This window comes from Pantoea sp. DY-5 (assembly GCF_019795955.1).
Lineage (GTDB): Bacteria > Pseudomonadota > Gammaproteobacteria > Enterobacterales > Enterobacteriaceae > Pantoea > Pantoea leporis.
Window position 1 is genome coordinate 1 of record NZ_JAIMIE010000004.1, and the last position, 12,422, is coordinate 12,422.

10 protein-coding genes and 1 rRNA gene are annotated in these 12,422 nt (G+C 54.7%); 3 read left to right on the forward strand and 8 right to left on the reverse strand.

Annotated features, from left to right (window positions below):
- Positions 1–161: 161 nt before the first annotated feature.
- Positions 162–277 (forward strand): 5S ribosomal RNA (gene rrf / locus K5Y30_RS13640).
- A gap of 232 nt (positions 278–509) precedes the next feature.
- Positions 510–1,814, forward strand: a complete 1,305-nt coding sequence (locus tag K5Y30_RS13645; RefSeq protein ID WP_222184348.1) for an MFS family transporter — start codon at positions 510–512, stop codon at positions 1,812–1,814.
- On the opposite strand, the gene K5Y30_RS13650 is transcribed toward K5Y30_RS13645, so the two are convergent.
- The 5 genes from K5Y30_RS13650 to trxC form a co-directional block, all read right to left on the reverse strand.
- Positions 1,815–2,135 carry a YfiM family lipoprotein gene (locus K5Y30_RS13650; protein WP_222184350.1) on the reverse strand — a complete coding sequence of 107 codons (321 nt, stop codon included), beginning with the start codon at positions 2,133–2,135 and terminating at the stop codon, positions 1,815–1,817.
- Positions 2,136–2,138: 3 nt separating this feature from the next.
- A complete protein-coding gene (pssA, locus tag K5Y30_RS13655; protein ID WP_222184352.1) occupies positions 2,139–3,494 on the reverse strand; it encodes a CDP-diacylglycerol--serine O-phosphatidyltransferase in 1,356 nt (451 codons plus the stop codon).
- A 116-nt stretch (positions 3,495–3,610) separates the two neighbouring features.
- Positions 3,611–6,268, reverse strand: coding sequence for a bifunctional acetate--CoA ligase family protein/GNAT family N-acetyltransferase (locus K5Y30_RS13665; protein ID WP_222184881.1), 2,658 nt, complete (start codon positions 6,266–6,268; stop codon positions 3,611–3,613).
- An 87-nt stretch (positions 6,269–6,355) separates the two neighbouring features.
- Positions 6,356–7,060, reverse strand: a complete 705-nt coding sequence (locus K5Y30_RS13670) for a tRNA-uridine aminocarboxypropyltransferase (RefSeq protein ID WP_222211786.1) — start codon at positions 7,058–7,060, stop codon at positions 6,356–6,358.
- 91 nt (positions 7,061–7,151) lie between these two features.
- Positions 7,152–7,571: a thioredoxin TrxC gene (trxC, locus tag K5Y30_RS13675; RefSeq protein ID WP_222184356.1), complete on the reverse strand. Its 420-nt coding sequence runs from the start codon at positions 7,569–7,571 to the stop codon at positions 7,152–7,154.
- Positions 7,572–7,727: 156 nt separating this feature from the next.
- Here trxC and K5Y30_RS13680 point away from each other — a divergent pair, with 156 nt between their 5' ends.
- Positions 7,728–8,840, forward strand: a complete 1,113-nt coding sequence (locus K5Y30_RS13680) for a tRNA/rRNA methyltransferase (RefSeq protein WP_176971479.1) — start codon at positions 7,728–7,730, stop codon at positions 8,838–8,840.
- A 37-nt stretch (positions 8,841–8,877) separates the two neighbouring features.
- On the opposite strand, the gene emrB is transcribed toward K5Y30_RS13680, so the two are convergent.
- The 3 genes from emrB to mprA all read right to left on the reverse strand — a co-directional run bounded on the left by emrB (position 8,878) and on the right by mprA (position 12,282).
- Positions 8,878–10,413 carry a multidrug efflux MFS transporter permease subunit EmrB gene (gene emrB / locus K5Y30_RS13685; RefSeq protein ID WP_176971478.1) on the reverse strand — a complete coding sequence of 512 codons (1,536 nt, stop codon included), beginning with the start codon at positions 10,411–10,413 and terminating at the stop codon, positions 8,878–8,880.
- 17 nt (positions 10,414–10,430) lie between these two features.
- Positions 10,431–11,603, reverse strand: a complete 1,173-nt coding sequence (emrA, locus tag K5Y30_RS13690) for a multidrug efflux MFS transporter periplasmic adaptor subunit EmrA (protein WP_222211788.1) — start codon at positions 11,601–11,603, stop codon at positions 10,431–10,433.
- A gap of 148 nt (positions 11,604–11,751) precedes the next feature.
- A complete protein-coding gene (gene mprA, locus K5Y30_RS13695) occupies positions 11,752–12,282 on the reverse strand; it encodes a transcriptional repressor MprA (protein WP_008101638.1) in 531 nt (176 codons plus the stop codon).
- Positions 12,283–12,422 lie beyond the last annotated feature (140 nt).

The window sequence follows — 12,422 nt, forward strand, 5'->3', positions numbered from 1 at the left end:
TAAGCGCAGCGATGCGTTGAGCTAACCGGTACTAATGACCCGTGAGGCTTAACCTTACAACGCCAGAGGCGTTTTGGTCTGAGAGACCGGATTTTCAGCTTGTTTTACGGATTAAAGATTTAGCGGAAGCGAAAGACATTCGTTTTTGCGCAAAGAATTTGCCTGGCGGCTTTAGCGCGGTGGTCCCACCTGACCCCATGCCGAACTCAGAAGTGAAACGCCGTAGCGCCGATGGTAGTGTGGGGCCTCCCCATGCGAGAGTAGGGAACTGCCAGGCATCAGACAGTGAAGAAGCCCCGAACGAAAGTTCGGGGCTTTTTTACGTCTGTACATAGCGGAATGAAGCCAGTAGATGGCTGAATTTACGTGAAAATCAGCAAGAAATTGCACTAAAAACTCCGCGGCAGTCACATTTTGTACTCCAGGAATAGAGACAATTCCCGCAACCACTTAATAGATGCTTTACTGAATCCTTTGGCGCTAATTATTCGCAAGGAAAAGAGGTAAGCATGACTGACTCACAACAACAAAAAGTAGCACTATCGGAAACGGCAGCCGACAGTAAAAAGCGCATCTGGGCGATTGTCGGGGCATCATCCGGCAACTTAGTCGAATGGTTCGATTTCTACGTCTACTCCTTCTTCTCACTCTATTTTGCCCACGTATTCTTCCCAAGCGGGGATACCACCACCCAATTGCTGCAAACAGCTGGCGTCTTTGCCGCTGGTTTTCTGATGCGTCCGATCGGTGGATGGTTATTTGGCTACATTGCCGATCGTCACGGCCGCAAAACCTCAATGTTGATCTCAGTGTGCATGATGTGTCTGGGATCATTAGTGATCGCTTGCCTCCCTGGCTACAGCGAAATTGGCCTGGCCGCGCCTATCATTCTTCTGCTGGCGCGTATGTTTCAGGGATTATCGGTTGGTGGGGAATACGGTACCAGCGCCACTTATATGAGCGAAGTAGCATTGGAAGGACGAAAAGGATTTTATGCCTCTTTCCAGTATGTGACGCTCATTGGCGGCCAACTGTTAGCGGTGCTGACCGTTGTAGTCTTGCAGCAAATCCTCAGTGATGAAGAACTTCGCAGCTGGGGATGGCGTATCCCGTTCTTCCTCGGGGCGGTGCTGGCTGTGGTGGCATTGTGGTTGCGTCGTTCACTCAACGAAACCTCAGAGAAAAAACACCGTGAACATCGTGACGCCGGCAGCATTACCGGCTTACTGCGCAATCACACCCGTGCATTTCTGATGGTGCTGGGCTTTACCGCAGGCGGTTCGCTAAGCTTCTATACCTTCACCACCTACATGCAAAAATATTTGGTGAATACTGCTGGGATGGATGCGCGCAGTGCCAGTGGATTAATGACCGGTTGCTTATTGGTATTCATGTTGATTCAGCCGATAGTTGGCGCACTGTCAGATAAAATTGGTCGTCGCGCCTCAATGATGATTTTTGGTGCCGGGGCAGCTATCTGTACGGTACCTATTTTGCTATTGCTGCAAAATGTGCAAAGCAGTTGGCTGGCATTTGCCTTGATCATGCTGGCGCTAATCATCACCAGTTTCTACACCGCTATCAGTGGCATTTTGAAAGCAGAGATGTTCCCGCCGGAAGTCCGCGCGCTGGGCGTTGGGCTTTCCTATGCGGTGGCGAATGCTATTTTTGGTGGTTCAGCAGAGTACGTAGCCTTACTGCTGAAAAGGGAAGGTATTGAAACCAGCTTCTTCTGGTATGTTTCGGCAATGGGCGCTTTAGCATTCCTGGTATCGCTGATGCTGCATCGCAAAGGGAAGGGGATTGCGCTGTAGTTACTGACTGAGATTCCACAGTGCGATACCGCTGGCGGCGCCGGCGACATCCCAGCTAAGATCTTTCCAACTCCAGCCGCTCCCCGCTGAGCGGCTGTCATATAACTCTTTCCCCACACCAAAACTCAACGAGAAAAGAAAGCCGAAACGCAAATTCTGCCCGCGGCTGTAATTTTGATGCTGAGAAATCTCGCTACCTGCGGCAGCCAGAACAGCAGAAGAGAAGTAGTGTTGCGCTTTGTCTTTGCCGGTCCAGTTATCATTGGCGACATGCGCACATCCACTACACAGCAAAACCACGCAGAGGATGAGCGCACGCATCGGCTAGAGCAGACGGCTAATCAAGCGATCGATGCGGATACGGCGCAGGCGACGGATCAGCTTGCGAACCTTCGCCGGATAATCGGAAATACTTTCCAGCTCGCGATAATGCTGCACCACGGAAGTATGCTCACGAATCAACGCCAGCTCTTTTTCGCGCTGCTCGACCAATTGATTGAGCGGATCGTGAATCAGCACCGCATTTTCCAGATCCAGTCGCCACGCACGTGGATTGAGGTTATTGCCGGTGATCATCATCCATTCGTCATCCACCCAAATGCCTTTCAGGTGATAACTGTTCTCACCATCTTTCCACAAGCGCACCGTCAGCTGACCGTTATTCACGTAATACTGCAACCGGCTAAGGAAGCGACGCAGGTTAATCTCATAGAGATAAGGCAGCGCACCGATAATCTTAAACGGCTGTTCTGGCGGGATGTAGAAATCATTGGCCGTTTTATCGCCAATAATGATCTCAACTTCTTTACCCTGACGCAGTAATTGAATCAGGTTACGCACCAGAATAGCCGGCAGGTTGAAATAGGGCGTACATAATGTCAGCTTGCGCTCGGCGCAAGGCATCAAATGGAAAATGGTTTTGTTCAGCAGGCTGCGTTTGCCCAGGCCAACCAGCGGCGTGACGGCAAGGGATTCATTATCTGCATTGCCGGTAAACTGATAGTTAAAGCTGCGCAGCTCCTGACGGAATTGACGCGTTTCGTTTTTGATTTCCGGGCTGGAAGGGCGCTCAGTTTTATCGAGGCGGTTAACCGCATCGGAATCCTTGAGATTTTCGCAGATCCACGCATACATGGTATCAGTAAGCTGTGGATTGCGGATCAGTTGATAGCGGTCATAACGGTATTTATCATGCTGATGCAGATAGACATCGTTCAGGCTCGCGCCGCTGTAGAGCAACATATCATCAATGATAAACCCTTTCAGATGCAGCACGCCGAGCGCTTCGCGGGTGTTAACCGGAATGCCGTAAACCGGAATAGCGATATCCGGGTGCTGAGTCGCCATTTCGCAATACCAGTCAGCGTTGGTCACGCCGCGAGCAGCGCCAATACGACCACGCTGCGCACGATGCCAGTCAACCAGAATACAGACATCCAGCTCCGGACGTGCCTGACGCGCTGCGTACAGCGCCTGCATTATTCCCCGACCGCCGTCATCATTCTCCAGATACAGCGCGGTGATACAGATACGCTTTTCTGCTGCGGCAATTTTCGTCAGCAGGGTTTCGCGAAACTCGGCAGGCGAGTAAAGCGTCGTCAGATCCGACACGGATTGTGACAGTTTAGGCAGCTGTGCGAGGTGTTGTTGGTGTTTATTACGTTTAAATTTAGACAACATCACAGTGCACTTCTTCTCTGTTCATTGCATGGCCTTTTGCCATCAAATCATGATCCTAACGGTAAATAATACCATCAACCGGCCTGTAGAGGAGGAATTTTACCTTTCTGTACAGGTTAGCTGAAGACATCACCGAGCGGCAAATTCAGGCTGACAATGCCATCATCCAATTGAATATTCACGCGAAAATTGAGCTTTCGCGCCAGCGTGATCATGCCGCTATTGTTTGGCATGGTGATACCGTTCAATTGTTGCAGGCCATGATCGCGCGTATAGCGAATCATCTTCTCCAGTAAGCGCCTGCCCATGCCCAAGCCTTTCAGGTCAGACCGCACCAGCACGGAGAATTCAGCATCGATATTATCGGCATCGGAGATCGCACGTGTTACGCCAATGATCTCGTCGACGCCGTTGTGCTGCCGTACAGCGACAATCGCCATTTCGCGGTCGTAATCAATTTGCGTCATATTCGCCAAATCTTCATGGGTGAATTCATTGATTTCACTGAAGTAACGATAGTAGAGATCTTCTTTCGTTACCTGGGCGATAAAGGCGCGCAGCTGCGGTTCATCTTCCGGCAGGATCGGGCGGAACAGGCAATATTGCCCATTTTTCAGCTGCACCTGCTCTTCAAGATGATGCGGGTAAGGACGAATCGCCAGCCGTGTTTCGTTATCACCATTGAAAGGCGCCAGCTGCAGCGTGACATCCAGCAGCGTGAATTCGTCAGCTGATGCCAGCAGCGGATGAATATCCAGGCGCTGAATCTCCGGACAATCGACCACCAGGTTTGAAACCTGCACTAACAGCTGGCTAAGCCCGGTGATATCCAGTGGTCGCAACGCACTACGGCTGCGAACTTTGCCGCTTTTCATCGCCTGAATCACCAGATAGCGCGCCAGCGTCATATTCAGCGGCGGCAAAGCCACGGCGGCTTGCTTGTCGGGCTGCCACTCCACGCCGCCTTCGCCCAGCAGGATGATGGGACCAAACAGCGGATCCTGTTCGACCACCACACGCAACTCCTGCGCTCCCGCGCGATTCGCCATACTCTGCACCAACAAGCCATCAATATGCGCCTGTGGATGGGTTTCGCGCACGCGATCGAAAATGGCTTCAGCCGCTTGTTCTACTTCTGCAGCGCTGCGCAGATACAGCATTACGCCTTGTACCTCAGACTTGTGCGGAATATCCGGCGAACGCAGCTTGAGCGCGACCGGATAGCCAATCTGATCGGCGATGCTGGCAGCCGCGGCGCTGTCGCTGGCAATCCAGGTGGGCAGCGTCGCCAGGCCGTAAGCCTGCAACACCGGCTGCACTTCGTGGGTGTCCAGCGTGGTGATGCCTTTATCCAGTGCTTGCTGAATCAACTGATGCGCCTGCGCGCTGTTCTGCGTCAAACCGATCGGCAGCGCGGGCGTCTCACGCAGCTGTTTCTGGTTGCGGCGATATTCCACTTGATGCATGAAGGCGGTAACGGTGCCTTCCGGCGTGCGCCAGGTGGGAATGCCAGCCTGAGTAAACGCGCGCCGCGCGCTCTGCGAGGAGTATTCGCCACACCAGTTCGTCAGCAGCGTGACCTGCTTGCCACGCGGATGTCTGGCAACCGCAGCGATAATCTGCTCGGCGGTTTCGCTCGAAGGTGAAACGGCGCTTGGCGCATGAATGATCATCAGTGCATCGAGTTCATGGCTATCCAGCAGCCGTTCAATGCAGGCGACATAGCGCGCTGGAGTCGCGTCATCTTTCAAATCCAGCGGATTGCCGCGACCAACGCCTTCCGGCAGCAGTGTGGCCAGCGCTTGCAACGTTTCGTCACTCAGCGTCGCCAGCTTACCGTTGCGCGCATAAAGTTCATCCAATGCCAGCGCCGCCGGGGCCGCGCCGTTGCTGATGATCATCAGTCGATCGCCGCGCAAGGGACGCATATGGCTCAGTGACTCAACCGCCGTAAACAGCTCGTGCGTATCCTGTACGCGCAGTAAACCGGCGCGCTGAATCGCCGCATCCCAGGCAGCATCCAATCCGCTGTGGGTACCGATCATCGCCTGCGCCTGATGGCTGCGACCACTTTTTATCACCAGAATCGGTTTATTGCGTGAGGCGCTGCGTGAAGCGGAAACAAAGCGACGCGCATCGCTGAGGTGTTCGAGGTAGAGCAGAATGGCGCTGGTTTTACCGTCGCGCGCGAGGAAATCCAGTAGATCATCAACGTCGATATCCAGACTATCACCCAAGGCGATAAACCAGGAGAAACCGAGGTTACGCTGCTGCGCCCAGTCGAGAATGGTGTTAGAGACCGCAGCGGATTGCGAAATAAAAGCAATGCGACCTTTAGCAATCGGCACTGGCGAGAAGCTGGCATTCAACCCTTGCCACGGCGCCAGCAAACCTAAGCTGTTGGGCCCAAGCAGGCGAATTTGCCACTGACTGGCGCAGGCTTTCAGCTCTTCCAGCTGGCTGGACGGCGCCGAGAGAATAATACAGGCCTTACAGCCTTTTTCGCCCAGTTGTTGCAGCAGTTCGAGATTACGTTTGGCGTGGGTACAGATGATGGCGAGATCGGGCGCGAAGGGCAGGCTGGCGATATCCGGCCAGGCCAGAACGCCGCTCACCGCTTTATACTTCGGCGTCACCGGCAATACCGGACCGCTAAATCCACCGGCCAGCAGGTTACGCATCATAAAGTAGCCGGCGCGCCCCGGTGTAATTGACGCACCGATTACCGCGATTGATTTAGGTCGTAACAGCGCTTCCAGTCCGCGTTGGCTCATCATCCGCTCCTGCTATCAAGATTGGCATGATTGTAAACGCTTTTTAGCGCGCGTGCCGATTCACCGATCGCAGGCTGAGAGCCAGCTTCAGATTCCGCTACTCAATGCTTCTTCCAAAGCATGAATCGGATGATGCGGTTTCCCCGCCAGATAAGCATGACGGAAGCGGGTGAAATAGTGCTGCAACTCCGCGGCGGCGGCGAGATCCCCGGCCTGCTCCAGCAGCGCGGCAGCGACTTCGGCGGTGCAGTGCTGGCCTTCGCCGTGGGCCTCGCGCAGCGTGTAGCGCGAGGGCGCAGACACGTTGAGCGACATCACCGGCAACGCATCCAGCCACGGACTTTTGCGGAACATCTTGCGCGCTTCCGTCCAGGTGCCGTCGAGCATAATAAACAGCGGCGGTTTGCCGGTGAGCGGCGGGCTGGTGAGCACTTCGCGATCGGCATCTGCGTAAGACGCCGGGAAAACCACCAGCGGCTGATAATGCGCGTTCTTCACCGCCGCCAGCAGCGCGGCATCCGGCTCGGTGCGTGACCAGCCAAACGCCTCGGTGTCCGGCAGCACATCGGCGATTAATCTTCCGGTATTACTCGGCTTCATCGGCTCGGTATCGAACATCACCAGACAGAAGCGACTGCGCGCTTGCTGCGGCTGGATGGTGGCGCACAGACAGTTTTTCTGCGGCAGCAGGCAGCGTTGGCAACGAATGACACGATTACCGCGCGCAAGAAACGGGCGCGTGGCGCGCGCTAAACGTTGCGCACGTAAGCGCAGAACGGCATTTTCAAACATAAATTCGCAGGCAGGAGAAAAAACGCCAGTGTAATGGAATTAGCCGGGAAAGGTAATAAGGAAGGCCAGCACGCGGCTGGCCATCAGCGGTTTACAGCGATTCGTCTAGCCACTCGTTGAAGGGCGCTTTTGGCATTGCGCCATTCAGCATGTCGACCATCTCGCCGTTCTTGAACAGCATAATAGTAGGAATGCTGCGAATGCGGAAACGCGAGCTGAGCGCGGGTTCGGCTTCAGTATTCACTTTCACGAAGCGCACCTTGCCGCGACGCTCGTCGGCGACATCTTTAAATACCGGTGCGAAGTTAACGCACGGGCCGCACCACGGCGCCCAGAAGTCGATCACCACCGGCAGATCGTCTTGCAGATACTTATCCAATGTGGCTGCCGTCGCGTTGGCGACTTCACCGTTGAATAGCTCGCCGCCGCAACGACCGCATTTTGCTCCATCGGCAATGCGCGACTCAGGCACGCGGTTGGTTGCCTGACAGGAGGCACAAACTGTATTCATATTTACCTCAACCCGGACCTGTAAATCTGATGATTGCCGGACATTATGAAAAGGTTGAGTGCTATGCTCAATCTGGATTGCCCAATAGGTTCAATAGTTGATAGCTAAGCACCGACACATCAGGTAATCTTCGCGCTCTCAATGCTGGAGGAACAGATGAACGACGAATTTAAAGGCAAAAGCGGCAAGGTAAAAGTGATGTACGTACGTGATGAGGAGGGTGGTCAAAAGCCGAATCCCCGTACCGGCAAAGGCGGCCGTCCTGCTGCGCGCCAGGAAGATAATCGTCGTTCTGGTCCTCGCAGCGGTGCACGTAATAATGAAGAAGGTGGCCGTAGCGGCGCACGCAGCTCGGCACCGCGCGGTGCGAGTAATACCGAACGCGGCCGCAGCTTTGGTCGTCGTGACGATCGTGGTGACGACAACCGCAGCTTCGGTGATTCGCCGTGGCGCACCGTTTCTCGTCCGCCGGTCGCGGATGATAGCCAACTGGATGATGCCGCGAACAAGCCGGTCATCGATCCCGAGCAGATTCGCCGTCAGCGTCAGGAAGAGACGCGCGTCTACGGTGAAAATGCCTGTCAGGCGCTGTTCCTGAGCCGTCCAGAAAGCATCGTGCGCGCCTGGTTTATTCAGAGCGTAACACCGCGTTTCCGTGAAACTCTGCGCTGGCTGGCGGCCAACCGCAAAGCCTATCATGTGGTGGAAGATGCTGAGCTGACCAAAGCTTCAGGTACTGAACACCACGGTGGCGTGTGCTTCATCATCAAAAAACGCATGGGCATGCCGGTTACCGAGTGGCTGACCAAGGCACCGACCAAAGATTGCGTACTGGCGCTGGAAGATGTCAGCAACCCGCACAACCTCGGCGGCATTATGCGTAGCTGCGCGCACTTCGGTGTGAAAGGTTTGCTGGTGAATGATGCTTCGCTGCTGGAGTCAGGTGCGGCAGTACGTACCGCCGAAGGTGGCGCTGAACACGTACAGGCAATCAGCGGCGAAAGCTTTGCCGATGGCCTGGAAGCGTTCCGTAAAGCGGGTTACACCATCGTTACCACCTCAAGCCACGAAGGCACACCGCTGGCGAAAGCTGAGCTGCCTGCCAAAATGGTGCTGGTGTTGGGTCAGGAGAGCGAAGGTCTGTCAGACAGCGCTTTCCAGCAGGGCGATCTCAGCCTGTCGATTGGTGGCACCGGCAACGTTGAAAGCCTCAACGTGTCAGTGGCGACCGGTATTCTGCTCGCCGAATGGTGGCGTCAGAACGCATAAAAAAACGGGCCGCAAGGCCCGTTTTTGTTTGTCTCGCTTAGTGAGCACCACCGCCGCCACTGCCCGCACCAAATGGTGGACGCGCAAACCACACCAGCACCAGCAAGATCAAGAACACGCCCGCCGATGCCCAGAAGATCTCATTCGCCGAAATAATCAGACCCTGATTGGTAATTTGCTGCGCGATATATGCCGAGGCCTGCTGCTGGGTCATGCCCATGCTTTGCAACTGGTCATACATCTGCTGAGAATTGACGTTGTACGGATTCACCGACTCCGACAGATAGCTATGATGCATCGATTCACGGTTACTCCACATGGTGGTAGTAATCGAGGTACCGATGGAACCTGCCAGCGTACGCACGAAGTTCGACAGGCTTGATGCCGCCGCCATGCGTTCTGGCGGTAAGCCTGACAGCGTAATGGTGGTGAGCGGCATAAAGAAGCACGCCACTGCAAAGCCCTGAATAAACTGCGGCCACGCTGATGCACCAAAATCCATTCCCGGCTCAAACGTGTAGGCGCGCCAGTAGAAACAGACGGCATACATGATGAAGCTGAAGGTCACCAGCTTACGCATATCCAGCTTGTGGGCGAAGCGGCCAATGATCGGCGACAGGATCACCGGCAGAATCCCCACCGGTGCCGACGCCAATCCGGCCCAGGTGGCGGTGTAGCCATATACCTCCTGTAACAGCTGCGGCAGCAACACTATCGAGCCGAAGTAAAGCATATAGGCCAGGCTAATCGACAAACAGCCGATGGTGAAGTTGCGCATCTTGAACAACGACAAATCGACTATCGGATGGTCGTCGGTGAGCTCCCACACCAGCAACACCAGCAGAGCCACCACGGCGACCACCATCAGCACAATGATCTCAGTTGAGCTGAACCAGTCGAGCTCTTTACCGCGATCCAGCATTACCTGCAGTGAGCCAATGCCCACCACCAGCAGCACTAAGCCGACCATATCGATCGGGCGGATTTCGGTTTTGGTTTCACGTCCGCGCAGCGTTTGCAGCGTCAGCAACACCACCACCAAGCCAATCGGCACGTTGATGAAGAAGATCCAGCCCCAGTGATAGTTATCGCTGATCCAGCCGCCGAGAATTGGACCGCAGATCGGCGCCACAATCACCGTCATCGCCCACAGCGAAAGCGCCACGCTGCGTTTCGCCGGCGGATAGTTGTTCAGCAGCAAACTTTGCGACAGCGGAATCAGCGGACCGGCAACCACGCCCTGAATGACGCGGAAGAAGATCAGCATCTCGAGGCTTTCGGACATGCCGCAAGCCCATGACGCCAGCACAAACAGGATGGTCGACCAGGTAAACAGCTTCACTTCACCGATGCGCTTCGCCAGCCAACCGGTAATCGGAATCGAGATGGCGTTCGCCACCCCGAAAGAGGTAATTACCCATGTGCCCTGCGAGTTCGAAGCACCGAGGTTACCGGCGATGGTCGGAATCGCCACGTTAGCGATGGTGGAGTCGAGTACCTGCATAAACGTCGCCAGCGACAGGGCGATGGTCATCAGGACTAACGGCGCACCTTCAAGCGGTTTTTGTGCCATAACAGCCTCCCGCGGCGTTAGTCAGCGTTGGCACGAACGATGTCAGTAATCAGCTGGTTAACCGGCGCGAGGTCGATTGCCAACGCATTACTTTCATACGCGGCTTGCGAACGCGCAGCACTGGCCAGCGTGGCGCCATCTTTGTTCTGCGTGTCCACTTTCACCAGCGTGGAGAGGCCGATACGCAGCGGATGTTCCGCCACTTGTTTCGGGTCCAGCTCAATACGCACCGGCAGACGCTGGACCACTTTAATCCAGTTACCGGTGGCGTTCTGCGCAGGCAGCAGCGAGAAGGCGCTGCCGGTACCCATATCCAGACCCACCACTTTGCCGTGATACTCGACGTCATCGCCGTAGATATCACTGATCACCGTGGCCGATTGGCCGATACGTACACCTGCAAGCTGGGTCTCTTTGAAGTTCGCATCGATCCACAGATTGGTGGACGGCACCACCGCCAACAGCGGGGTGGTGGTGGAGATTTGCGAGCCAACCTGTACGCTGCGACGTGAAATGAAGCCATCAATCGGGCTACGGATTTCAGTACGCTGCAGCGCCAGCCAGGCATCACGCAGCTCAGCCGCACTCTGCTGAACAGCCGGCTGTTTTTCCAGCGAGGTATTCAGAATCATCGCCTGGTTAGCGTTGTATTGCTGCACCGCCACATCCAGCTGCGCTTTGGCTGTCGCCACGGCATCACGCGAGTGTTGCAGCTCTTCACGGCCAATCAGGTTAGACGCGCCCAGCGGCTCGCGGCGTTTCAGGTCAGCTTCGGCCTGTTCCAGCGCGGTTTGCTGCAGTTTGATGGTGGCTTGATACTGCTTGCCATTGATCATCAGCTGGTGGGTTTGACGCACGCTGGTGGCCAACGCGGTCTGCGCTTTTTCAAACGCCTGCTCGGCATCGGTTTTATCCAGCGACACCAACACATCGCCTTTCTTCACGATGTCGGTGTTGTCGAACCACACTTTGTTTACGCTGCCGGAAACCTGCGCCATCACCTGCACCTGGTTACCTGCTACGTACGCATCATCGGTTTCCTGGAAGTGACGCAGCACCAGATACCAGTAAGCCAGATACGAAAAACCAATAATTACAAACACGATAGCCAGCAGGATCAGCACACCTTTGCGCTTCTTCTTTTTATTCGCTGGCTGTTGCGGGCTTTGAGCTTCCGCTGTCGCACTCATGTCGTTCTCCACGTTTTCCATTTAGTCGGGATGTGCCGATCCTTCAACACGGTTGCCCGAGTCAAAAAAGCCAGCACTTAAGCGCTGGCCGGACAAAAGGGGATTAAAATAGCGATTTCGGAAGGTGATTGTGTCGCACTTCTTGCTATTAGCGCGATAGGGAAGCGATAACCTGATCTTCGTCCATTTTATCGAGACGGTTAAGTAACTTACGGGTAATCGATTCCAGCTGATCCTGCTCGTTGGTAGAGAGCGAAGACCACAGGTATTGCAGGCTCTGATGCTGCGGTGGCAGCAGCTGACGCAGGAATTCATTGCCTTTTTCGGTCAAATGCAGATGCAGGCAGCGACGGTCGTTCTCGCTTTCACGGCGTTCGATCCAGCCGCGCTTCTCCAGCTCATCGGCGATACGCGTGGCATTGGTGCGTGAAGAGCCGAGGGCAGAACTCAGTTCTGAAGGCTGAATGCTCTGATTTTCCTGCGCATCAAGGGTAATCAGCGCCATGAATAAGGTCTCGTTAATTCCCTGCGCCTTCAACATTTTGTTGCGATTATCCAGCAGTTTACCCTGCATGTGCATGCACAAGCGGGTCAGAATGATCTCCTGCAGCGGAAAATCTTTATGGCGGTTAGCACGGATGTTTAGCATCTGTTCAATGGGAGTAAACGAACTTTCCATTTTAAAAAAACCTCTTAGTTGCAACTGGTATAGTAATGATGGTGACAGATTAAGCGTAGTCACAATTTCCGCAGGTGATTGTTAGCACGATCACATAGTCAACATCTGACATTCCAGGTTGTTCCTTAACCCTGGGCATT